The sequence below is a fragment of the Caulobacter sp. CCH9-E1 genome (assembly GCF_001556515.1).
In the GTDB taxonomy this organism is placed as follows: Bacteria; Pseudomonadota; Alphaproteobacteria; order Caulobacterales; family Caulobacteraceae; genus Caulobacter.
In genome coordinates, this window is the sequence record NZ_LSJA01000130.1 from 26363 (window position 1) to 48078 (window position 21716).

Consider the following 21716-nt stretch of genomic DNA (forward strand, 5'->3'; position numbering starts at 1 on the left):
GCTTGACGGCGACGACGGCCCGCGCTTCCTATCGCCCCTCCATTTGGAGTTGCTTATGAAATCCGTCGTCGTCGCCGCCGCATTCCTGGCCCTGGCAAGCGGCGCCCAGGCCTCCAACCTGAAGTCGTGCGCGGTCCCCGTGGCGGTGACGCCGGCCCCGTCGGAAGTTCCGCCGCCGAACGAGATCCACACGGACGTGCCGACCGCCGCCTATCTGCTGGCGCTGTTCTGGTCGCCGGAGTCGTGCCGCGCCAACATCCCGGAATCGGACAAGGCCATCCAGTGCCAGGCCAACAACTTCGGCTTCACGGTGCATGGCCTGTGGCCGAACGGGCCCGACAAGGTCCATCCCCGCTACTGCCGCCCCAGCCCGCCGATGAGCCCGGCCACCGTGAAGGCCAATCTGTGCATGACGCCTTCGCCCTGGCTGCTGCAGCACGAATGGCAGGCGCACGGGACCTGCAAGTGGGACACGCCCGAGGCCTATTTCAAGAAAGCCCGCAAGATCCGCGAGAAGCTGGACGTCCCGGACCTCGATCCCGGCGCGGACGGCGTCATGACGGCGGGCGAGATCCGCAAGGCGTTCCTCGAGCGTAACCGCAAGCTCGCGCCGGAGGACCTCAATGTCCGGGTCAAGGACGGGCGGCTGACCGAGGTCTGGGTCTGCATGGACCTGAAGTTCAAGTGGGCCGCCTGCCGAGGCGGCAACGGCGCGCCGGACATGGCGGTCGTCAAGGTGACGCCAAAACGGGGGTAGAGTCCTTCTCCCCTTGTGGGAGAAGGTGTCGCTGGAAGCGACGGATGAGGGGTCGCGCCGACCATTCCCGAGCGCCCCTCACCCGACCCGCTTCGCGGGCCACCCTCTCCCGCGTGGGGAGAGGGAAGGTTCGCCAGCCCTACCCCTCGATGAAGGCCAGCAGGTCGCGGTTGATCGTTTCCGCCTCCGTGGTGGCCATGCCGTGCGGGAAGCCGGGATAGGTGATCAGCTTGCCGTTCTTGACCAGCTTGATGGCCAGTTCGGCGCTGTCGGCGATCGGCACGATCTGGTCGTCCTCGCCGTGCAGGATCAGCACCGGGACGTCGATGGCCTTCAAGTCGTCGGTGAAGTCCGTTTCCGAGAAGGCGGTGATGCAGTCGTAGTGGGCCTTGGCCCCGCCCATCATGCCCTGGCGCCACCAGTTCTCGACCGTGGCCGGCGAGACCTTCGCGCCTTCGCGGTTGAAGCCGTAGAACGGCCCGGCCGCGACGTCGTGGAAGAACTGGGCGCGGTTGGCCAGCAGGGCGGCGCGGAAGCCGTCGAACACCTCCATCGGCAGGCCGCCCGGATTGGCCTCGGTCTTCAGCATGATCGGCGGCACCGCGCCGATCAGCACCGCCTTGGCGACCCGGCCGGGCTCGGCGCGAGCGACGTAGCGGGCGACCTCGCCGCCGCCGGTCGAGTGGCCGATGTGGACCGCGTTCTTGAGGTCCAGATGCTTGGCCAGGGCGATGACGTCGGCGGCATAGGTGTCCATCTCGTTGCCGGTGTCGGTCTGGCTGGATCGGCCGTGGCCGCGGCGGTCATGGGCGATGACCCGATAGCCCTTCAGCAGGAAGAACACCATCTGGGCGTCCCAGTCGTCCGACGACAGGGGCCAGCCGTGGTGGAAGACGACCGGCTGCGCGTCCTTGGAACCCCAGTCCTTGAAGAAGATCTGCGCGCCGTCGTTGGTGGTGAAGAAGCCGCTGCTCATGTCCGTCATTCCCTCTGCTGGAAGGCCGCGTTGGCCCGTCCCGTTGTGCCGATGAGGAGAGAATGCCGGAGCGGCATGGCCCACGATACGGAAATGATTGAAATCTATTGTTTCCGTTTTGAGCCCATTAAGCGCACGCTTGACGGGTATATGACATAGAGCGCCAACTATGGCTGCGCTCGCATCCAGGGGAGGGAGCATGTCGGAAAAGCCGGACCTTGAGCTCGCCAAGATACTTCTAACCACCACCGGCGCCATGTGGGGCTTTTATGGCGCCACCCTCATCGCGCTGATGAAGTCTTTCGTTGTCGACAAGATCCAACCGCCGCGAGGCGTGGGGATCGCCGTGAAGGCCTCGGTCGCCTTATTCATCGCCGTGAATTTCGTGGCGATTGCTCTCTTCCAGAGCGCTTCGGGGCTGTTGCTCGCAAAGCTACTCCATCCAGTCATGGGGTGCTGGACCGGAATGATTGGCGTCGCCGTCGCGGCGCTTCTCATAGGTCACCTGGGCCTCGGGATCGCCGCTTACCTGGCCCTCGCCTACGCCTTCAAAACCACATCGTGAAACGCAAAGCGGGCGGCCCCTTTCGGAGCCGCCCGCCTTTATTCGCTTCGGAAGGACCGATCGCTTTCTGAAGGCTTACGCCTCTTCAGCGGCCGGGGCTTCCTTCTTCGACAGGTCTTCGCCGGTTTCCTGGTCGACGACCTTCATCGACAGCTTGGTCTTGCCGCGGTCGTCGAAGCCCAGGAGCTTCACCTTGACCATCTGGCCTTCCTTCAGCACGTCCGACGGCTTGGCGACGCGTTCGTTGCTGATCTGGCTGACGTGGACGAGGCCGTCCTTGGCGCCGAAGAAGTTCACGAAGGCGCCGAAGTCGACGACCTTCACGACCTTGCCGTCATAGATCTTGCCGACTTCCGCCTCGTCCGTGATCGACTTGATCCAGTCGATCGCGGCCTTGATCTTGGCGCCGTCCGAGGCCGAGACCTTCACGGTGCCTTCGTCGTTGATGTCGACCTTGGCGCCGGTGGTGGCGACGATCTCGCGGATCACCTTGCCGCCCGAACCGATCACTTCACGGATCTTGTCGGTCGGGATGGTGATGGTCTCGATCTTCGGGGCGAAGTCGCCGACGTCTTCACGCGGCGCGTCCATGGCCTTGTTCATCTCGCCGAGGATGTGCGCGCGGCCTTCCTTGGCCTGAGCCAGGGCCTGCTTCATGATCTCGGGCGTGATGCCGGCGATCTTGATGTCCATCTGCAGCGAGGTGATGCCTTCGCTGGTGCCGGCCACCTTGAAGTCCATGTCGCCGAGGTGATCCTCGTCGCCCAGGATGTCCGACAGGACCGCGAAGCCGTCCTTTTCCAGGATCAGGCCCATGGCGATGCCCGAGACCGGACGCTTCAGCGGCACGCCGGCGTCCATCATGGCCAGCGACGAACCGCAGACCGTGGCCATCGAGGACGAGCCGTTCGACTCGGTGATCTCGGAGACCAGGCGGATCGTGTAGGGGAACTCTTCCTTGGTCGGCAGCACCGGACGCACGGCGCGCCAGGCCAGCTTGCCGTGACCGATCTCGCGACGGCCCGGCGAGCCCATGCGGCCCGTCTCGCCGACCGAGTAGGGCGGGAAGTTGTAGTGCAGCAGGAAGGATTCCTTGTAGGTGCCTTCCAGGGCGTCGATGAACTGCTCGTCGTCGCCGGTGCCCAGGGTCGCCACGACGATAGCCTGGGTCTCGCCGCGGGTGAACAGGGCCGAACCGTGGGTGCGCGGCAGGATGCCGACTTCGCCCAGGATCGGACGCACGGTCTTCACGTCACGGCCGTCGATGCGCAGGCCGGTGTCGAGGATGCCGCGACGCACGACGTCGGCTTCCAGTTCCTTGAAGACGCCCGCCAGCTTTTGCGGGTCGTAGCCGGTGGGGTTGGCTTCCGACAGGCCCAGGGCCTCGACCGCCTTCTTCTTGGCCGCGCCGACCGCTTCGTAGCGGTCCTGCTTCTTCTGGATCTTGTAGGCGGCGGCGATGTCCGCGCCCACCAGGTCCTTCATCTTGGCCTTGATCGCGTCGGTGTCTTCCGGCTCGAACGCGAAGGGCTCCTTGGCGGCGTGCTCGGCCAGCTCGATGATCGCGTCGATCACCGGCTGCATTTCCTTGTGGGCGAAGTTGACGCCGCCCAGCACGATCTCTTCCGAGAGCTCCTGGATTTCGCTTTCAACCATCATCACGGCGTCGGACGTACCGGCCACGACGAGGTCCATCTTGCTGTCCTTCAGCTCGTCGAGCGTCGGGTTCAGCACGTACTGGTCATTGATCCAGCCGACGCGGGCCGCGCCGATCGGGCCCATGAACGGGGCGCCCGACAGGCACAGGGCGGCCGAGGCGCCGACCATGGCCAGGACGTCGGGATCGTTCTCGAGGTCGTGCTGCAGCACGGTCACGACGACCTGGACTTCGTTCTTGAAGCCCTTGACGAACAGCGGGCGGATCGGACGGTCGATCAGGCGGGAGACCAGGGTCTCCTTTTCCGACGGACGGCCTTCGCGCTTGAAGTAGCCGCCGGGGATCTTGCCGGCCGCGAAGGTCTTTTCCTGATAGTTGACCGTCAGCGGGAAGAAGTCTTGGCCCGGCTTCTGGGTCTTGGCGAACACGGCGGTGGCCAGGACGACGGTTTCGCCCATGGTGGCCAGGACGGCGCCGTCGGCTTGACGGGCGATGCGACCGGTCTCGAGGACCAGCGTCTTGCCGCCCCACTCGATCGTCTTGCGCTTGATATCGAACATTTTTCTTCTTTCGGTTCCCGCGGGCGGATTCCCGTCGGGGGCGGACAGGGGCGGACGGCTAACGGAAGCCGGCCCGATGATCCTCATCCAGTGTGACAGGCGGGTTTGAGGACGTGAACCCTCGGACAAAGAACAGCCCGGTTGGAGCGGGCGTCCCACGGAACCTGGCGTACGGCCTGTCTCGGCCGCCAGGCCCCAAATACGCGATCCGCCGCCCTGCTTTCGCGGGGCGGCGGACCTGGATGCCTTAGCGACGCAGACCCAGCTTTTCGATCAGGGACTGATAGCGACCGGCGTCGGACTTCTTCAGGTGGTCGAGAAGCCGGCGACGCTGGGAAACCAGCTTCAGCAGGCCACGACGGCTGTGGTTGTCCTTCTTGTGCGTCTTGAAGTGCTCGGTCAGGTTCGAGATGCGTTCCGAGAGGATCGCGACCTGGACTTCAGCGCTGCCGGTGTCACCCGCGCCGCGGGCGTGTTCGGCGATGAGAGCGGCCTTGCGCTCGATAGTGATCGACATCGGTAAGTCTCCGCTCAGGTGAGTTGGAAGACCCGCACCGGATTGAGCCGCCCGGCGCGCATCTCGCACAGGGCCACCAACCTGTCGCCGGACATGGCGGAAACGGTGCGATCGCCGGGCGGAAGCTCGGCTTTCAGCGTTTCCACTTGCCGTGGGAGCAGGACGATGGCGCGTCCCTGTGCAAGCCGGAAGGCGTCTTCATCGGTCACGGCCAACGCCGGGATGTCGTCCAGCGCGGTCTCGACCGGAAGCAATGCCTCCGACAGCCGGGCCTCATAGCTCAAATTCTCGAGAGTTTCCAGCGATATCGCCCCGGCCTCCGAGAAGCCCCCCACGCGGGTGCGGCGCAGATCGGCGACGTGACCGCATGCGCCGAGCGCCTTGGCCAGGTCGCGGACCACGGCGCGGACATAGGTGCCCTTGCCGCATTCCATCTCCAGCGTGATGTGATCGGCGTCCGGCTGGTCCACGACCTTGAGGTCGAAGATCGTCACCTTGCGGGTCGGCAGCTCGAATTCCACCCCGTCGCGGGCCAGGTCATAGGCGCGTTCGCCGTCGACCTTGATGGCCGAGAAGTTCGGCGGGACCTGATCGACCTCGCCGATGAAGGCCGGCAACGCCGCCTCGACCTGCTCGCGCGTCGGACGAACGTCGGAGCTGGCCGTGGTCTCGCCCTCGCGGTCGAGCGTGGTCGTGTCGCGGCCCCAGGCGATGGTGAACCGGTAAGCCTTGTCGGCGTCCATCAGGAACGGGACCGTCTTGGTCGCCTCGCCGAGCGCGATCGGCAGGATGCCGGTCGCCAGCGGGTCCAGCGTGCCGGCGTGGCCGCCCTTCTGGGCGTTGAACGCGCGACGGACCCTGGAGACGGCCGTGGTCGAGGTCAGGTCGTAGGGCTTGTCCAGGCAGATCCAGCCCGAGACGGCCTCGCCCTTCTTGCGGCGGGCCATGCTTAGTCCTCGTCTTCGTCGAGGACGTCCGAAAGGCGACGCGTGTCTTGCTGGACCTTCGGGTCCAGGAACAGCTTGTCCATATAGGCGGCGGTCCCGAAGCTTTCGTCGTGGATGAACTTCAGGTCCGGCGTGAACTTCATGTCGATGTTCCGCCCCAGGCGGCCGCGCAGGAACTTCGCGACCCGGTTCAGGCCCTTGATCACCTCGGTCGTGTCCTCGCCCGTGAGGCCCGCGCCCAGCGGCTCGACGAAGCAGACGGCGTGCTTGAGGTCCGGGCTCATCCGCACTTCGGAGACGGTGACCGAGATGTTGTGCAAAGCCTCGTCCTGCAGTTCCTCCTCGCGGAGGATCTCGACCAGGGCGTGGCGGATCAGTTCGCCGGCGCGGAGCTGGCGTTGCGAGGGGCCAGAGGCGGCGCCCTTCTTGGTGTCGGTGTGGCGCTTCATGGCGCGGTATGTCCTTGCGGCCCGGCCGGCGGATCGAACGCCGGTGCGCGGGGGAAAATCGGAAGGCGCGGTGTCTAGGCCTGGAAATGGGAGAAGTCCAGTACGGTATCCTTCTCCCCTCTGCGGGAGAAGGTGGCCCGAAGGGCCGGATGAGGGGTCGCGCAGGCTCGTCGGACAAGCCTTTCAACCCCTCACCCGTCTCGCTTCGCGAGCCACCCTCTCCCGCAAGGGGAGAGGGGATTAAGCTCCCGTTCTCTCCCGGAAGAACGCGATCACACGATCCCGCGCCTTCATCGTCCCGCAGTCGGGAACCGAGCGGTGCAGGTGCAGGGTCAGGACTGAATGCGGGGCCATCGGCACGCCCGGCGCGGCGTCGTGATCCTCCAGCTCGATCACCTCGACCTTGTCGCCGAACTCGGCCTTCAGGCGCGCGATACGGGCGCCGGGAACCAGCTTGTCGGACTTGAAGCGCAGGGCGAGCAGCGACAGATCCTCTTCGACGAACCGCCGCTTGGCGCAGGCCAGCTCGCTCGCGGAGCAGTCGAGACCTCCTCTATCGGCGAAAGGCAACGACGGCTGGGACATCACCGGCGCCACGACCACGGGCTCGGTCATCATCGCCAGGGCGAAGCCGCCGGTGAAGCACATGCCCACGGCCCCAACGCCCTCGCCGCCGCACTCGGCGTGGACCTCGCGCGCCAGGGCCCGCAGCCAGTCGACGATCGGACTGGACCGACCGCCCTTCCAGACGCTGAACTCGCGGCGCACGCACATGTTCTTGAGGATCTCGCCGACCGCATAGCCTTGGGTCACGGTCTTGCCCGGCTTGCCGAACAGGCTGGGGCAGAAGGCGGTCATACCGGCGTCGGCCAGGTCCCGCGCGAAGGCCAGCACGCCGGGATGCAGGCCGGGAACCTCGTGGATGACGATCACGGCGGGCCCCGCGCCAATGCGATAGACCTCGCGCGTCCAGCGACCGTCGTCGAAGTCGAAGCGCTCGAACCCCGCAAGCGGATCGTTCGGCATCCTGTCGCCCTCCCTGCCCTGATCAAAGGCTAGACTGGAAAGGTCGGGACGGCCAGATCAGTTCGACGTGTCGGGATGCTGGGGATTGTCGGTCCAGTCTTCCATCGGGTTTGGCGCGCGCCCCTTTGGCAGGCGCCACTCGCCTCGGTAGGAAAAGTCCAGCGTGCCGCAGAGACGCGCCTTGCCGGCCGCTTTGGGATCATCGCCGAACGCCTGGATGCGCAGGTCGCGGCGCACGACGATGGTGCTGAACGACAGCCAGAGCCGCGTGGAGCCCGGACAAAACGCACGGACATAGATCTTGCCCTGGGCGGCGCTGGCGTCGACCTCGTAGAGCATGACGTCGGTGTCGACGCCGTCCATGGCCGACAGGCCGCCGGGACCCAAGTCCTTTTGACGGCCGTCCTTCAGCCGCGCCTCGGCCGGGACGCCGGTGGCCAACACCTTGATCGGCTTGCCGCCGCCCAGAAGGCCTTGATTGAACAGGATGGTCACCCCCGCGCCGGTCAGCCGCTTGGCGTCCGGCGAGATCGGATCGTAGGAGAACATCCGCGTCTCGGCGCGTGCGACTGAAGCCGACAGGATCGCAACGGCGGCGGCGGCCGCCCAGCCCAGCTTGATCATCGCCGCAGGTGCAGGTTCGCCGCCTGCGGATCGAAGCTCGTCAGGCGCCAGGTCGCGCCCTCGCGCGTGAAGGTCAGCAGGCAGGGGCCGTCCTTCTTCGCCGCGCAGACGCGGCCGTCGCCCATGGGCCGAAGCGTGCTGGCGATCGCGACCCGGCCTGGGATCGGACGGTCGGGCGTGTAGCCGTAATAGGTCGCGGCCGCGTGGAACGTCTCGGGCCGGATCAGGGCCTCGCCCGCCACGTCGGCGATCGGTCCCGCCGCCAGGGCGGTCAGGGCCGCGAGGGCGTCGCTGGACCCACCGCGCCGGCGCGCCTCGTCCATCAATCGCGCCTCGATCTGGCCCTTCAGGGCCCGGCGATCGACATGGGCGTCGAACCGCGCGCGGTCGTTGTCGCGGATCGCCACCAGCAGGTCGTGGACGTCGCCGGCGGCGTCATAGCGATCGGCCGTGGCGCAGGCGGTCAGCGAGGCGGCGACGGCGGTCAGAGCGAGGAGAGCCTTGATACGCATGGTGAAAGGCGTAGCGCCGGATTGGGGCGATTTCCAGTCTGGGCGTCAGTCAGGCCAGACTTCCACACCGCACCGAAGAGCGGCGGCGGCCAGGGGTTTGTCCAGCGTCGCCAGCTTAGCCTCGCGCCGAATGGCCAGTTCCAGATAGGCGGCGCCATATGATGTAAGGCCCAAGTCCCTCGAAAGAGCGAGAGTCTCGCTCCAGGCGCGTTGATCCGTCTCCGGATCGATCGCGATGGGGAAGGCGCTCAATGTCCGAAGCACCTCGTCGGCGAATTCACCCGAGGCGCGGCCTCGGATGACGAGCGTGCGCAAAACGTTCGCGACCTCAAGCCGCCAGAGAGACGGAGCCATGGCTCCGTGAAGCGCGATCTCCCGCATGACCGCCTGCGCCGCCTCGGTGCGCTCCTCCCGCGTAAACGCGGCGATGGCCAGCGAGGCGTCTAGAACGACCTTCAACGACGGCCTTCATCGATGAGGTCACGAATGGACAAGCCTTCAAGCGACACGGCGTTCGATAGCTCGACCATCCGCTCCAAAGCCGCTTGCGCCCGATGACGAGCATCGGCCTGAGCGCTTGATCGACGGAGCACGATATCGCCGTCATGAATTTCGATGTCGACCTGCTCGCCCTCGACGAGACCGGTGGCGCGGGCGATCTCCTGCGGCACGCGAACGGCCAGGCTCTTGCCCCAGGTTCCGACAGTGATGCTGGTCACAACGGCCTCCGTTATCAGGAGATATGCTGGCATATTCCACCGGCAAGGTCCACCTGGGGCCAAGACAAAGGGCGCGGACCTTGCGATCCGCGCCCCTCGGCATTTCCGATCTTGCGTTCAGCCCTTAGTCGAGCTGGCGCTTGATCTCCTCGACGGTGAAGCACTCGATCACGTCGCCGACCTTGATGTCCTGGAAGCCGGCGAACATCATGCCGCATTCCTGGCCGACGGGGACTTCGTTGACCTCGTCCTTGAAGCGCTTGAGCGTCTGCAGGGTGCCCAGTTCCAGGACCACGATGTCCTGACGGATGATCCGGACCTTGGCGCCCTTGCGGACCACGCCTTCGGTGACCTTACAGCCGGCGACCTTGCCGACCTTGCTGATATCGAAGGCCTGCAGGACTTCGGCGTTGCCAAGGAAGGTTTCGCGCTGGATCGGGGCCAGCATGCCCGAGAGCACGCCTTTGATGTCGTCCAGCAGGTCGTAGATGATCGCGTAGTAGCGGATCTCGACCCCTTCGCGCTCGGCCAGGGCTCGCGCCTGGGCCGAGGCCCGGACGTTGAAGCCGATGATCGGCGCGCCGGCGCCCTTGGCCAGCATGACGTCGCTTTCGCTGATCGCGCCGGCGCCCGACAGGATGATCCGCGCGCGGACCTCGTCGGTGGCCATCTTGTCCAGCGAACCGATGATCGCCTCGGCCGAACCCTGCACGTCGGCCTTGATGACCAGCGGCAGCTCTTTCAGCTTCTTGTCCTGCAGCTTGGCCATCATGTCGGCCATGGAAGCGCCGGCGCCCACCGGGGCCAGCGACTTCTCGCGCTTCAGGCGGATGCGGTACTCGGTCAGCTCGCGGGCGCGGGCCTCGTTCTCGACCACGGCGAACGCGTCGCCCGGCGAGGGCACGCCGTCCAGGCCGAGGATCTCGACCGGGGTGGCGGGACCCGCTTCCTGGAGCTGTTCGTTGCGCTCGTTGAGCAGCGCGCGGACCTTGCCCCACTGGCTGCCGGCCACGACGATGTCGCCGCGCTTCAGCGTGCCGCGGTTGACCAGCACGGTCGAGACCGCGCCGCGGCCCTTGTCCAGCTTGGCCTCGATCACGACGCCGTCGGCGCTGCGGTCGGGGTTGGCCTTGAGGTCGAGCACTTCGGCCTGCAGCAGGATGGCTTCCAGCAGATCGTCCAGACCCGTGCGGGCCTTGGCCGAGACCTCGATCAGCTGGGTGTCGCCACCCAGGCTTTCGACGACGATCTCGTGCTGGAGCAGCTCGTTGACGACGCGGGTGGCGTCGGCGCCGGGCTTGTCCATCTTGTTGACGGCGACGATGATCGGCACCTCGGCGGCCTTGGCGTGTTTGATCGCCTCGATCGTCTGGGGCATCACGCCGTCGTCGCCGGCCACCACCAGCACGACGATGTCGGTGATGTTGGCGCCGCGAGCGCGCATTTGCGAGAAGGCGGCGTGGCCGGGCGTGTCGAGGAACGTCACGCGCTGACCGTCCTTCAGGCGAACCTGATAGGCGCCGATGTGCTGGGTGATGCCGCCGGCTTCGCCCGCCGCCACGTCGGTGGAGCGCAGGGCGTCGAGCAGGCTGGTCTTGCCGTGGTCGACGTGGCCCATGATCGTGACGACCGGAGGACGCGCCTCCATGTGATCGTCGTGATCGTCCGCGCCGATGAAGCCTTCCTCGACGTCGGCCTCCGACACGCGCTTGACGGTGTGGCCGAACTCGGTGGCCACCAGTTCGGCGGTGTCGTTGTCGATCACGTCGTTGATCTTCAGCATCACGCCCTGACGCATCAGGAACTTGATGATGTCGACGCCGCGCACGGCCATCCGGTTGGACAGCTCCTGCACGGTGATGACGTCCGGGATCACGACCTCGCGGGAAACGCGGGCCTGTTCGGTCACGCCGCCGCGACGCTTTTCCTTTTCGCGCTCCCGGGCCCGGCGGACCGAGGCGAGCGAACGCATGCGGTCGGCGGAATCCCCGTCGCCGGCGACGGCCTGGATGGTCAGGCGGCCTTCGCGGCGCTGCGGAGCGCCCTTGACGCGTGACACGGCCTTGTTCGGCGCGGCGCTCTTGCGACGATCGTCGTCCTCGTCCGGACGGCGATCCATGACGCTGCCGCCGGGACGCGGGGCCGAGCGCGTGGCGCGTTGGATTTCCGGGGTGGCCGGAGCCGAGGCCGGAACGCCAGGGCGCGGACCGCGCGGCGGGCCGCCGGGACCGCGAGCGCCCGGCGCCGGACGCGGCGCGAGGGCCGAGTAGCGGACGGTCTGCTGCGGGCGGTCGCCTTGCGGACGATCGCCTTGCGGACGGTCGCCGCGATAGCCGCCGCGATCGCCTTGCGGGCGATCACCGTCGGGACGCGGACCGCGCGGGCGGTCGCCTTCCGGACGCGGGGCGCGCTGACCGAAGTTGGCGCCGGCGTCGGGACGCGGAGCGCGCTGGTTGAACGGGCGGTCGCCTTGCGGGGCCGGACGATAGGTCGTCGTGGTCGGACGATCGTCGCGGCGGTCGCGGCTGGGCTCGTAGGTGCGGGTCTGGCCTTGAGCCGGACGCGGGGCGTCCTGACGCGGCGCCTCGGCGCGCGGCGCGGCCGGAGCGGCGCTGACCGGAGCCTGGGGCGCCGGAGCCGCGGGGGCCGGAGCCACAGGGGCCTGAGCGACCGGAGGCGGCGCGGCGGGCTGAGCCGGCGCGGGCGCCGGCGCTGAAGCCGCGCGGGCCGCTTCCTGGGCCGCGCGCTCGGCGGCGGCCTTGGCGGCGGCTTCGCGTTGGGCGGCTTCCTGAGCCTGACGGGCGCGGGCTTCGGCGGCCGCCTGCTCGGCGGCGCGGGCCTGGGCGCTCTCGATCGCGCGCTGACGAGCGCGCAGCTCTTCCTGCGACAGGCCGCCGGTCGAACCGCCACCGCCTTGCGACGGAGCCGAACGGGGCGCTGGCGCGTCGGTCGTATGACGACGTTCCGCCGAAGACGGCGCGGCGAGATTGCCGCCCGCGGGCGCGTGAGGCCGCGTCCGCTTGGTTTCCACCACCACCGTCTTGGTCCGGCCGTGGCTGAAGCTTTGCTTCACGACCCCGGCGCTCACCGAGCCCTGACGGGGCTTCAGCGTGATCGGGGCTCGTCCGCCGGGTCGGCCGTTTTCGTTCTCGTCGCTCATGCGCTCGCTTGTACTTCCGCCAGGCGGTACCTGGCTAAAAAACCGATGTTTCCATGTGAGAAAGGGGCCTGGACGTACCCCCAAAGAGGAGGCGCGTTTCCCGACCCTTCACTCACGAGCGCGACCCGAATAGCCGCGCCCGACTTCAAAGATTCTAGAGCTTTTCCATTCCACCGGAGGGCTCCGGTGAGATGCAAAAGCTCTAGAGCCTGACTTGATCGGCGCGCCGATCAAGGCGAACAGGCTCGCCCTTTTGCCTAGAGGTCTTCTTGATCGCCGAAGGCGGAAGATCTCTCGCTTTCCCCGCGTCCGTTCACCGACCATTCGGGCGGCGAAAGCGGGCGGAAGCCTGACAAACGCTCGACATCCTGTGTCCAGCGATCGATGCCGCGCCCGGCAAGGAGAGCGGTGTGTATCACATTCTCCCCACCCAAGGCCAAACCCAATTCGTCTGAATTGAACGCGCCCAGCAAACGGGGTGCTGTAGCGGCCTTTCGAGCGGCGGCTAGAATCTTGCGGCGACCGTCCTCGGCGCCGTCCGACGCCTCGATCAGCCAGGCGACCTTGCCCGTAGCCAGGGCGGCGACCACCTTCTCGTATCCCGAGATAATGCCGCCGGCCTTCCGCGCAAGGCCCAGGCCGTCCAGAACGCGACGGGCCAGCAAGGCCTCGACCTGATCGGCGAGATCCGGCGCGGCGGTCAGCTTGGCCTTGGCCGCGCGCGAGAACAGACCCTTCTTGGCGGCGGTCGCGACGGAGTCGCGGTCGGCGCCGACCCAGATCCCCCGGCCCGGCAGCTTGCGGGCCAGGTCCGGGACCACCGCCCCGTCCGGCCCCGCGACGAAGCGGATCAGGCGCGCCTCGTCGGTCGCCTCGCCCAGGACGATGTCCTTGCGCTGGCGGCTGGCTTCGGCGTGGGTCTTGGGCGCTGGGTCCGTCATGGTTCCTGGAACAGCGAACGGCCTCGCGGATCGCTCCACGAGGCCGTCGTTTCAAACATCGAAAGGGCCTTAGGCCTCTTCTTCCGAGACGGCTTCCTCGGCGACGGCTTCACCCTCGCTCTCGAACTCGCCTTCGGCTTCTTCGTATTCCGGCTCCGGCGGGGCCTCGACCCAGCCCATGGCGACGCGAGCGCGCATGATCAGGGCTTCGGCGTCTTCCGGCGACAGGTTGAAGCTTTCGAGGATGCCCGGCTCGCGCACGCGCTCGCCGTTCTTGGTCTCGAACCAGCCGCGCATGTCGTCGGGCACCAGGCCGGCGAGATCCTCGACCGTCTTCACGTCGCCTTCGCCCAGGGCGACGGCCATGGCCAGGGTCACGCCCTCGATGGCCAGGACCTCGTCCTGGACGCCCAGGGCCTTGCGCTTGGCGTCCAGCTCGGCGGCTTCCTTCTCGAGGTATTCGCGGGCGCGCGCCTGCAGCTCCTCGGCGGTCTCCTCGTCGAAGCCCTCGATCGCGGCGATCTCGTGCGGCTCGACATAGGCGACGTCTTCCACCGCGGCGAAGCCTTCGGTGACCAGCAGCTGGGCGATGACCTCGTCGACGTCCAGGGCTTCCTGGAACAGGGCCGTGCGCTCGGTGAACTCGCGCTGACGGCGCTCGCTCTCCTGGCTTTCGGTCATGATGTCGATCTGCCATCCGGTCAGCTGCGAGGCCAGGCGGACGTTCTGGCCGCGACGGCCGATGGCCAGCGACAGCTGCTCGTCCGGCACCACGACTTCGACGCGCTCGTCTTCCTCGTCCATGACGACCTTGGAGACTTCCGCAGGAGCCAGGGCGTTGACGATGAAGGTGGCTTCGTCTTCCGACCACTGGATGATGTCGATCTTCTCGCCCTGCAGCTCGGCCACGACCGCCTGCACGCGCGAGCCGCGCATGCCGACGCAGGCGCCGACGGGGTCGATGCTCGAGTCGTTCGAGATGACGGCCATCTTGGCGCGCGAGCCAGGGTCGCGGGCCACGGCGCGGATCTCGATGACGCCGTCATAGACTTCCGGCACTTCCTGGGCGAACAGCTTGGCCATGAAGCCGCCGTGCGCGCGGCTCAGCATGATCTGCGGGCCCTTGGTCTCGCGACGGACGTCGTAGATGTAGGCGCGGATGCGGTCGCCGACGTTGAAGTTCTCGCGCGGGATCGACTGGTCGCGGCGCATGATGCCTTCGCCGCGGCCCAGGTCGACGATGACGTTGCCGTATTCGACGCGCTTGACGCTGCCGTTGACGATCTCGCCGACGCGATCCTTGTACTCGTCGTACTGACGCTCGCGCTCGGCCTCGCGAACCTTATGCATGACGACCTGGCGGGCCATCTGGGTCTGGACGCGGCCGATCTCGAACGGCGGCAGGACCTCCTCGTAGACCTTGCCGATCTCGGCGTCGCGCCAGGCGCGCTTGGCGATCGAAAGCTGCATCTTGCCAATCTCGCCTTCGAGCTCGGCGTCGTCGGCCACGACCTCGATCACGCGCTTCTGGGTCGTCTCGCCCGTGCGCGGGTCGATCTTGACGCGGATGTCGTGCTCGGCGCCGTAGCGGGCGCGGGCGGCCTTCTGCAGAGCGTCCTCGATGGCCTCGATGACGACTTCCTTCTCGATGCCCTTTTCCCGGGCGACCGCGTCGGCGATCTGCAGGAGTTCAAGCCGGTTGGCGGCGATGCCGATGGCCATGGTCAGTCCTCTTCACTTTCGGACAGGTCGTCGTTGTCGGATTTCAAACGAGCGGCGCGCTGTTCGGCGCCCCGCTTCATCAGGGTGTCGGTCATGACGAGCTTGGCGTCGATGATCCAGGCGAAGGGGAAGTAGACGGTCACGTCATCCTCGCCCTCGATATTAAGGCCGACCTGGTCATCCTCGATCCCGGCCAGCTCGCCCTTGAAGCGCTTGCGGCCCTCGGCCACGCGGTCGAGCTCGATGCGGGCTTCCAGGCCCGCATAGTCCTCGAAGTCCTTCAGGCGGGTCAGGGGGCGGTCGACGCCAGGGCTGGAGACCTCCAGCGTATATTCGCCGGCGATCGGATCGGCCGCGTCCATCACCTCGGAAATCGCACGCGAGAGGCGGGCGCAGTCCTCGACATTCATGTCGCCGCCCGTGCCGTCTTCCAGCAGAGGGTGTTCGGCCATGATTTGCAGACGGCGCTGCTCGGCGCCGCCCATCAGGCGCAGCCGGACGATCTCGTAGCCGAGGCTCTCGGCGACGGGATCGAGCATCTCGATCAGCTCTCGGTCTTCCTGCGTCTTACCGCGCACGTTCTTCTCAACTCGATGGGCCGGAAGGAGCGCGCCCCTTCGGCCAAACAAAAAGCGGCAGCCTTTTGGGCCGCCGCTCGAAAGCGCCATCTAGCGCTAACGGACGATGTGGGATGGTTTATAGGCGAATTGGGGTGGCTTGTCGACTCCGACGACGCTCGCCCCTTCCGCGCCGCAGCAATTTGGGCCTATAAGCCCGTCCGCGCAGGCCGCCTCCCCGCGGACCAACACAAGCAAAGAGTCACGATGGACCTCTCCAAGATCCCGACCGGGGCCAATCCGCCTTACGATCTGAACGCCATCATCGAGATCCCGCAGGGCGGCGAGCCGGTGAAGTACGAGATCGACAAGGAAAGCGGCGCCCTGATGGTCGACCGCTTCCTGCACACGGCCATGTTCTACCCGGCCAACTACGGCTTCATCCCGCACACCCTGGCCGACGACGGCGATCCCGCCGACATCATGGTCGTGGGCCCGACCCCGGTTGTGCCCGGCGCGATCATCCGCTGCCGCCCCATCGGCACGCTGATGATGGTCGACGAAGCCGGTTCGGACGAGAAGATCCTGGCCGTCCCGGTCGACAAGCTGCACCCGTTCTACACGGGCGTCTCCAGCTGGCGCGACCTGCCGACCATCCTGACCGAGCAGATCGCCCACTTCTTCCAGCACTACAAGGACTTGGAAAAGGGCAAGTCGACCAAGATCACCGGCTGGGCCGACATCGAGGAAACCGCGGACATCATCCGCGCGGCGATCAAGCGCTACAACGAGAGCTACTGAATTTGAGAAGGGCCGGCGGAAACGCCGGCCCTTTTCCTTAGGCCCTGACGAAGTCGAGGAACACCGGCGCGCAGTCGCCCAGCTTCTTCTCCTCGTAGCGCGTGGTGACGTGGTCGGCCGGGATCGCGTTGCGGTCCGCCGTCTCGTCGGCGAAGCGGAAGCTGGGATCGGCCAGAACCCGCTCGGTCGTCCATTCGGCGTAGTCGGCCCAGTCGGTGGCGAAGCGCAGGGCCGCGCCCGGCTTCATCACCCGCGCCAGCTTGGCGACGAACGCCGGCTGGATCAGCCGGCGCTTGTTGTGCCGGGCCTTGTGCCAGGGGTCGGGGAACATGATGAAGACGCGGTCCAGGCACGCGTCGGGCAGCCAGTCGACGACATCGCGCGCATCGCCCTCGTGGATGCGGACATTCTCCAGCGCCTGCTCCTCGACGTGGCGCACGGCGCTGGCGACGCCGTTGACGAACGGCTCGGCGCCGATGACCAGCGTCTCGGGATGGCGGCCGGCCTGGGCGGCCATGTGCTCGCCCCCGCCAAAACCGATCTCAAGCCAGACGGCCTTGGCCTGCGGCATCAGGTCCAGAGGCTGGAATGGGCCCTGCGGGACCGCGATGCGCGGCAGCAGCGTGTCCAGCAGCGCCTGCTGACGCGGCTTCACCGGGCGCGACTTCAGACGGCCGAACGAGCGCAGCGGCCCGTGGGGTTGTTGCGGATGGGTCATGGGCGGGGGTCTTAGAGGCTGCGTTCAAAAACTCAAAATCATTGCCTTCCTAGGCCTTGTGCCTAGGACCCATGGCCGGGCGAGAGGTGGAGACCCAGAAAACAAACCGCCGGCGTTGCGGATCTCTGTCGAGCGCTACGCCGGCGGAATGATGGGTCCTAGGCACAAGGCCTAGGAAGGCAATTTAGGTGGCGAAACGGTCTAGCGCTTACGCCAGGCCCTTCAGCTCACTGACGAGATCGGTCTTCTCCCACGAGAAACCGCCCTCGTTGTCCGGCGTGCGGCCGAAGTGACCGTAAGCCGCGGTGCGGGCGTAGATCGGACGGTTCAGCTGCAGGTGCTCGCGGATGGCGCGGGGCGTCGCGCCGCCGATCAGCTGCGGCAGGGTCTTTTCCAGCACCGCCGGGTCCACCTTGCCCGTGCCATGCAGGTCGACGTGGAACGAGACCGGCTGGGCCACGCCGATCGCGTAGGCGATCTGGATCGTGCAGCGGTCCGCCAGGCCCGCGGCCACGACGTTCTTGGCCAGGTAGCGGCAGGCATAGGCGGCCGAACGGTCGACCTTGGTCGGGTCCTTGCCCGAGAAGGCGCCGCCGCCGTGCGGAGCCGCGCCGCCGTAGGTGTCGACGATGATCTTGCGGCCGGTCAGGCCGGCGTCGCCGTCCGGGCCGCCGATCTCGAAGCGGCCGGTCGGATTGACCAGCCACTGGGTCTTCTTGGTGATCAGGCCGTCCGGGAAGATCGGCAGGATGTGCGGCTTGACCAGGTCCAGCACGCGCTTGGAGGTCGCGGCCTTGCCGTCGATCTTCTTCTTGTGCTGGTGCGACACGACGATCGAGACGACGCGCTGCGGGCGGCCGTTGCCGTCGTACTCCAGGGTCACCTGGCTCTTGGCGTCAGGCTCCAGCTCATGGAGCTCGCCCGAGTGGCGCAGCTCGGCCAGGCGCTTGAGGATGTTGTGGCTGTACTGCAGGGTGGCCGGCATCAGCTCCGGGGTCTCGGTGCTGGCGTAGCCGAACATGATGCCCTGGTCGCCGGCGCCCTCGTCCTTCTTGTCGGTGGCGTCCACGCCCTGGGCGATGTGCGCCGACTGGCCGTGCAGGTAGTTGGCGTACTTCGCCTTCTGCCAGTGGAAGCCCTTCTGCTCGTAGCCGATGTCCTTGATGGCGGCGCGGACCTTCGGCTCCAGCGAGCCGAGGATGTCCTTGGTCAGCTGCTTGTTGGCCTTCTTGTCGCCGCCCGGCTTGCCGGCGCGAACCTCGCCCGCCAGCACGATGCGATTGGTGGTCACCAGGGTCTCGCACGCGACGCGAGCCTCGGGATCCGCGCTCAGGAAGGCGTCGACGACGGTGTCGCTGATGCGATCAGCGACCTTGTCGGGGTGGCCTTCGGAAACGCTCTCGCTGGTGAAGATGTAGGACGAACGGGTCAAGAGACAGCTCCGGCCATGGGAGGCGCGCGGCTACACGCGCGCCATTCGGCGTTCAGTTAGACCGAAACCATATAAAGATATGTTTATGCGGGCAAGCGAACCTGACGATCAATCGTCTTCGCTCGCCTCCTCTTCGGCCATCGACCGGACCAGTTCGAGAATGCGGCGACGAACCCTGGACCGGGTGATCCGTGGAAACTGGGTCGCCAGCTCGAGCCCTTCCGAGGTCATCAGGAAGTCGTGAACGAACGGCTCGCCGCCTTCGGACACGCCGTCGGTCGTCGCTTCCAGGCCCTCGAAGAAATAGGCGACCGGCGCCTGCAGGCTTTTGGCGATCTCATAGAGCTTGCTGGCGCTGACCCGGTTCGCGCCGCGCTCGTACTTCTGGATCTGCTGGAAGGTGAGGCCAAGGTCCTCGGCGAGACGCTCCTGGCTCACGCCAAGGATCTTGCGGCGCATTCGAATGCGCGCACCCACGTGCAGATCGACCGGATTGGGATGGCGTTCGGCGCCCGACAAATCGCTCATACCCACGCTTGATAGCTGAAATTGCGGTTTTAATTCAGCCCGAGTCTTTCGATGGCGCAATAGTCCACAAGGATTTACCTGCTCGCAGGCGAGCTGACGCAACCATAGATATCAACAGAAGCACGCAAAAGGGGAAATCCCCGAAGTCATCGAAGGGCGTGACCTGGCCTCGGCCTGGTATTTGCGCATCGATGACTCCGCGTTGTCCTAGCCCGAGGCGTGCGCCGTCGGCAACTTGACCATTTGCACGTATGACAGCGCTAACACCTGTCGGTGTGGCCCTGAGTATGGGTGTCGCCCGCTCGATCGCGCGATAACTCGCCAGATTAAGGTGCTGAAGCGGCCCAGACGTGACGCCGAACCAAGCGTCGTTCGAGATGTTGATCAGTACCCGGACGTCGTTGTTTTGCCTGGACAATCCCGGAAACAGGCTTTCGTAGCAGATCAGGGGCTGCGTCAGCAGGCCGGGCAAGACCCACAGCGGAGCGGGACGCGGGCCGGTGGCGAACCCGTCCCCGAGATGGGCCAGGCTCTTGAACCCAATTTGGGTAAGAAACGCCTCGGCGGGCAAGTATTCGCCGAACGGCACCAGCCGGTGCTTGTCGTAGACCCCGACGACCTCCAGGTCGCTGTCGGTCCGGCGCAGGGCGATCAGGCTGTTGTAGTAGACCTGCTTGTCGATCGGCCCTTCGTAGCGATAGCCGCCGATCAGCAGCGTCTGGCCGGGGCGGACGCTGTCGAGGATCGCCTGGCGCACCCAGGTCCCCGGCGCCAGATAGTCATTGACCGCGGCCGGCAGCGCGCCCTCGGGCCAGATCACCAGATCGGCCGGCTTGCCCGCATAGGGCTGCGCCGTCAGCGAGACATAGGCCTGGACGATCTGGGCGAAGCGGGCGGCGTCCCACTTGGCGTCCTGCTGGATGTCGGCCTGGACGATCCGGACCGAAACCGGCGACTCCTGGCGCAACGGCTTGTGCAGGGCCATGGAGCCATACCCGTAGAGGCCGGCCAGGCCGGCCGCCGCCGACGCCAGGGCGATGCGGCCGCCGCGTTGCTCGCGCCAGACCGCCGGGGCGGCGACGATCGCCAGGGTGATCCAGGTCAGGCCGTAGGCGCCGACCAGAGCGGCGGCTTGAGAGGGGGCCGAGCCCGCGCGCCAGGTCTCGCCGGGCAGGTTCCACGGAAAGCCGGTCAGGACATGGCCGCGAGCCCACTCCAGGGCCGCGAACGCGCCGGCGAAGGTCAGGACCCGCCAGGCGCTCGCCGGACGCAGAAGGCGATAGAGCAGCGCCGCCAGTCCCCAGAACAGCGCCAAGCCCGCCGCCATGGCGGCGATCGCGAACGGCGCCATCCAGCCCTGGCTGGCGGCGTCCACGAGGAAGGCCTCGCCGATCCACCAGGTGCCGAGGCCGAAATAGCCCACGCCCGCCAGCCACCCGCGCCAGAAGGCCGAGCGCAACGGCTTGGACCCGTCGACGACGTCCAACAGGTAGAGCAGCAGCGCGTAGCCCAGCAAGCCGGGCAATAGGCCGAACGGCGGATGCGCCAAGGCGGCCGCGAGGCCAGCGACCAAGGCCAGCAACGGCCCGCTCCAGGCGCGCTGGCGAAAACGGCTCCAGGCGGTCACGAAGCGCCGAGGCCTTCGGAAACCGTCTCGGCCTCCTCCGTCTGAGGCGCGGGACCGCCGCGCACCCGGACCCGACGCACCCGGCGCGGATCGGCCTCGACGACCTCGAACTCATAGCCGTCGGGATGGGCGATGACCTCGCCTCGCTGCGGCACCCGGCCCGCCAGGGCGACGACCAGGCCCGCGACCGTGTCGATGTCCTCTTCCATGTCGGAGGGCGCCAGCTCGCGACCGAGGGCGGCCTCGAGCTCTTCCAGCGGGGCGCGGGCGTCGGCGTCGTAGACCCCGCCCGGCCGGGCCACGATCGACGCGGCCGCGGCGTCGTCATGCTCGTCGTCGATCTCGCCGACCACCGCCTCGATCAGGTCTTCCATCGTCACCAGGCCGTCCGTGCCGCCGAACTCGTCGATGACCAGGGCCATGTGGATCCGGCTGGTGCGCATGCGCAGCAAGAGGTCCGCGGCCTTCATCGAGGCGGGCACGTACAACGCCTCACGGCGCAGCTTGTTCAACACGAGGTCGGCGCCGCTGGGGCGCTTCTCGTCCTCGGCCATCAGCCGGAAGACGTCCTTGACGTGGATGACGCCGACGGGATCGTCCAGCGTCTCGCGATAGATCGGCATCCGCGAGTGGCCGGCCTCGACGAACTGGGCGACCAGGGCCTCAAACGGCGTCGAGAGCTCGACGGCGACGATGTCGGCGCGGGGCGTCATCACATCGGCGACCCGCAAGGTCTGGAAGGCTTCGGCCTGGTCGACGAGGTCGACCTCGCCGCTCTGGGCGTGCGGCTCGGGCGGACGCGGAGACTCGCCGCCGCCGACGGTCAGCCGCTTGCGCATACGTCTCAGGAACGCCCGCACGCCCCGGCTTCTTCGCGCCGGCGCGGCGGGCTGTTGACTAGGCTCGTCGCTGGGCATGGCC

The 21716-nt window shown here is 67.1% G+C and carries 22 protein-coding genes and 1 pseudogene; 4 read left to right on the forward strand and 19 right to left on the reverse strand.

Annotation, left to right across the window (positions count from 1 at the left end; translation table 11 throughout):
- The first annotated feature begins 43 nt into the window (after positions 1 to 43).
- On the forward strand, positions 44 to 757 hold the full coding sequence (locus tag AX690_RS09005) for a ribonuclease T2 (protein ID WP_066682422.1): 714 nt from the start codon (positions 44 to 46) through the stop codon (positions 755 to 757).
- 13 nt (positions 758 to 770) lie between these two features.
- Positions 771 to 910: pseudogene (locus AX690_RS23620) on the forward strand (hypothetical protein).
- Here AX690_RS23620 and AX690_RS09010 read toward each other — a convergent pair.
- Complete coding sequence (locus tag AX690_RS09010) at positions 897 to 1733, reverse strand: alpha/beta fold hydrolase (RefSeq protein WP_066682359.1); 837 nt, start codon at positions 1731 to 1733, stop codon at positions 897 to 899. The pseudogene AX690_RS23620 and the gene AX690_RS09010 overlap by 14 nt on opposite strands.
- A gap of 199 nt (positions 1734 to 1932) precedes the next feature.
- Here AX690_RS09010 and AX690_RS09015 point away from each other — a divergent pair, with 199 nt between their 5' ends.
- On the forward strand, positions 1933 to 2298 hold the full coding sequence (locus AX690_RS09015; protein WP_066682357.1) for a hypothetical protein: 366 nt from the start codon (positions 1933 to 1935) through the stop codon (positions 2296 to 2298).
- 75 nt (positions 2299 to 2373) lie between these two features.
- Here AX690_RS09015 and pnp read toward each other — a convergent pair whose 3' ends face one another.
- From pnp to rimP, 13 genes are all read right to left on the reverse strand, one after another.
- Complete coding sequence (pnp, locus tag AX690_RS09020; protein WP_066682355.1) at positions 2374 to 4515, reverse strand: polyribonucleotide nucleotidyltransferase; 2142 nt, start codon at positions 4513 to 4515, stop codon at positions 2374 to 2376.
- Between the two features lie 247 nt (positions 4516 to 4762).
- The gene (rpsO, locus tag AX690_RS09025; protein ID WP_013077242.1) at positions 4763 to 5032 is read right to left on the reverse strand and encodes a 30S ribosomal protein S15; all 270 of its coding nucleotides are present in this window, start codon (positions 5030 to 5032) and stop codon (positions 4763 to 4765) included.
- A 14-nt stretch (positions 5033 to 5046) separates the two neighbouring features.
- Entirely contained in the window at positions 5047 to 5979 is a 933-nt protein-coding gene (truB, locus tag AX690_RS09030; RefSeq protein WP_066682353.1) for a tRNA pseudouridine(55) synthase TruB, read from the reverse strand.
- A gap of 2 nt (positions 5980 to 5981) precedes the next feature.
- Positions 5982 to 6428 (reverse strand): 30S ribosome-binding factor RbfA, encoded by a 447-nt coding sequence (gene rbfA / locus AX690_RS09035; RefSeq protein ID WP_066682350.1) that lies wholly within the window; start codon positions 6426 to 6428, stop codon positions 5982 to 5984.
- 240 nt (positions 6429 to 6668) lie between these two features.
- Entirely contained in the window at positions 6669 to 7454 is a 786-nt protein-coding gene (locus AX690_RS09040) for a dienelactone hydrolase family protein (protein WP_066682347.1), read from the reverse strand.
- A gap of 57 nt (positions 7455 to 7511) precedes the next feature.
- Positions 7512 to 8078: a hypothetical protein gene (locus tag AX690_RS09045; RefSeq protein ID WP_066682345.1), complete on the reverse strand. Its 567-nt coding sequence runs from the start codon at positions 8076 to 8078 to the stop codon at positions 7512 to 7514.
- The gene (locus tag AX690_RS09050) at positions 8075 to 8590 is read right to left on the reverse strand and encodes a DUF2939 domain-containing protein (RefSeq protein ID WP_066682343.1); all 516 of its coding nucleotides are present in this window, start codon (positions 8588 to 8590) and stop codon (positions 8075 to 8077) included. Before AX690_RS09050 ends, AX690_RS09045 begins: the two co-directional genes overlap by 4 nt.
- Positions 8591 to 8635: 45 nt before the next feature.
- The gene (locus tag AX690_RS09055) at positions 8636 to 9049 is read right to left on the reverse strand and encodes a type II toxin-antitoxin system VapC family toxin (RefSeq protein ID WP_066682342.1); all 414 of its coding nucleotides are present in this window, start codon (positions 9047 to 9049) and stop codon (positions 8636 to 8638) included.
- The gene (locus AX690_RS09060; protein ID WP_066682333.1) at positions 9046 to 9309 is read right to left on the reverse strand and encodes an AbrB/MazE/SpoVT family DNA-binding domain-containing protein; all 264 of its coding nucleotides are present in this window, start codon (positions 9307 to 9309) and stop codon (positions 9046 to 9048) included. The genes AX690_RS09055 and AX690_RS09060 overlap by 4 nt, the downstream gene beginning before the upstream one ends.
- A 124-nt stretch (positions 9310 to 9433) precedes the next feature.
- Positions 9434 to 12469, reverse strand: coding sequence for a translation initiation factor IF-2 (gene infB, locus AX690_RS09065; RefSeq protein ID WP_197426816.1), 3036 nt, complete (start codon positions 12467 to 12469; stop codon positions 9434 to 9436).
- Between the two features lie 257 nt (positions 12470 to 12726).
- A complete protein-coding gene (locus AX690_RS09070; RefSeq protein ID WP_066682329.1) occupies positions 12727 to 13410 on the reverse strand; it encodes an RNA-binding protein in 684 nt (227 codons plus the stop codon).
- Between the two features lie 69 nt (positions 13411 to 13479).
- On the reverse strand, positions 13480 to 15132 hold the full coding sequence (gene nusA / locus AX690_RS09075) for a transcription termination factor NusA (protein WP_066682326.1): 1653 nt from the start codon (positions 15130 to 15132) through the stop codon (positions 13480 to 13482).
- A 2-nt stretch (positions 15133 to 15134) separates the two neighbouring features.
- The gene (gene rimP / locus AX690_RS09080; protein ID WP_066682324.1) at positions 15135 to 15710 is read right to left on the reverse strand and encodes a ribosome maturation factor RimP; all 576 of its coding nucleotides are present in this window, start codon (positions 15708 to 15710) and stop codon (positions 15135 to 15137) included.
- A gap of 246 nt (positions 15711 to 15956) precedes the next feature.
- Between rimP and ppa the strand changes: the two genes are divergently transcribed.
- A complete protein-coding gene (gene ppa, locus AX690_RS09085) occupies positions 15957 to 16490 on the forward strand; it encodes an inorganic diphosphatase (protein ID WP_066682321.1) in 534 nt (177 codons plus the stop codon).
- A gap of 37 nt (positions 16491 to 16527) precedes the next feature.
- On the opposite strand, the gene trmB is transcribed toward ppa, so the two are convergent.
- The 5 genes from trmB to AX690_RS09110 form a co-directional block, all read right to left on the reverse strand.
- Positions 16528 to 17208: a tRNA (guanosine(46)-N7)-methyltransferase TrmB gene (gene trmB / locus AX690_RS09090; protein WP_066682319.1), complete on the reverse strand. Its 681-nt coding sequence runs from the start codon at positions 17206 to 17208 to the stop codon at positions 16528 to 16530.
- Between the two features lie 208 nt (positions 17209 to 17416).
- Positions 17417 to 18640, reverse strand: a complete 1224-nt coding sequence (metK, locus tag AX690_RS09095; protein WP_066682317.1) for a methionine adenosyltransferase — start codon at positions 18638 to 18640, stop codon at positions 17417 to 17419.
- Between the two features lie 108 nt (positions 18641 to 18748).
- Positions 18749 to 19168, reverse strand: a complete 420-nt coding sequence (locus AX690_RS09100) for a helix-turn-helix transcriptional regulator (RefSeq protein WP_066682308.1) — start codon at positions 19166 to 19168, stop codon at positions 18749 to 18751.
- A gap of 34 nt (positions 19169 to 19202) precedes the next feature.
- A complete protein-coding gene (gene lnt / locus AX690_RS09105) occupies positions 19203 to 20795 on the reverse strand; it encodes an apolipoprotein N-acyltransferase (protein ID WP_066682303.1) in 1593 nt (530 codons plus the stop codon).
- Positions 20792 to 21712, reverse strand: coding sequence for a hemolysin family protein (locus AX690_RS09110; protein WP_066682300.1), 921 nt, complete (start codon positions 21710 to 21712; stop codon positions 20792 to 20794). Before AX690_RS09110 ends, lnt begins: the two co-directional genes overlap by 4 nt.
- Positions 21713 to 21716 lie beyond the last annotated feature (4 nt).

Excerpts from the sequence above, each read along its gene's own strand:
- AX690_RS09010 (WP_066682359.1), bottom strand. The coding sequence starts at position 1,733 with ATGAGCAGCGGCTTCTTCACCACCAACGACGGCGCGCAGATCTTCTTC.
- AX690_RS09015 (WP_066682357.1), top strand. The coding sequence starts at position 1,933 with ATGTCGGAAAAGCCGGACCTTGAGCTCGCCAAGATACTTCTAACCACC.
- pnp (WP_066682355.1), bottom strand. The coding sequence starts at position 4,515 with ATGTTCGATATCAAGCGCAAGACGATCGAGTGGGGCGGCAAGACGCTG.
- rpsO (WP_013077242.1), bottom strand. The coding sequence starts at position 5,032 with ATGTCGATCACTATCGAGCGCAAGGCCGCTCTCATCGCCGAACACGCC.
- truB (WP_066682353.1), bottom strand. The coding sequence starts at position 5,979 with ATGGCCCGCCGCAAGAAGGGCGAGGCCGTCTCGGGCTGGATCTGCCTG.
- rbfA (WP_066682350.1), bottom strand. The coding sequence starts at position 6,428 with ATGAAGCGCCACACCGACACCAAGAAGGGCGCCGCCTCTGGCCCCTCG.
- AX690_RS09040 (WP_066682347.1), bottom strand. The coding sequence starts at position 7,454 with ATGCCGAACGATCCGCTTGCGGGGTTCGAGCGCTTCGACTTCGACGAC.
- AX690_RS09045 (WP_066682345.1), bottom strand. The coding sequence starts at position 8,078 with ATGATCAAGCTGGGCTGGGCGGCCGCCGCCGCCGTTGCGATCCTGTCG.
- AX690_RS09050 (WP_066682343.1), bottom strand. The coding sequence starts at position 8,590 with ATGCGTATCAAGGCTCTCCTCGCTCTGACCGCCGTCGCCGCCTCGCTG.
- infB (WP_197426816.1), bottom strand. The coding sequence starts at position 12,469 with ATGAGCGACGAGAACGAAAACGGCCGACCCGGCGGACGAGCCCCGATC.
- AX690_RS09070 (WP_066682329.1), bottom strand. The coding sequence starts at position 13,410 with ATGACGGACCCAGCGCCCAAGACCCACGCCGAAGCCAGCCGCCAGCGC.
- nusA (WP_066682326.1), bottom strand. The coding sequence starts at position 15,132 with ATGGCCATCGGCATCGCCGCCAACCGGCTTGAACTCCTGCAGATCGCC.
- ppa (WP_066682321.1), top strand. The coding sequence starts at position 15,957 with ATGGACCTCTCCAAGATCCCGACCGGGGCCAATCCGCCTTACGATCTG.
- trmB (WP_066682319.1), bottom strand. The coding sequence starts at position 17,208 with ATGACCCATCCGCAACAACCCCACGGGCCGCTGCGCTCGTTCGGCCGT.
- AX690_RS09100 (WP_066682308.1), bottom strand. The coding sequence starts at position 19,168 with ATGAGCGATTTGTCGGGCGCCGAACGCCATCCCAATCCGGTCGATCTG.
- AX690_RS09110 (WP_066682300.1), bottom strand. The coding sequence starts at position 21,712 with ATGCCCAGCGACGAGCCTAGTCAACAGCCCGCCGCGCCGGCGCGAAGA.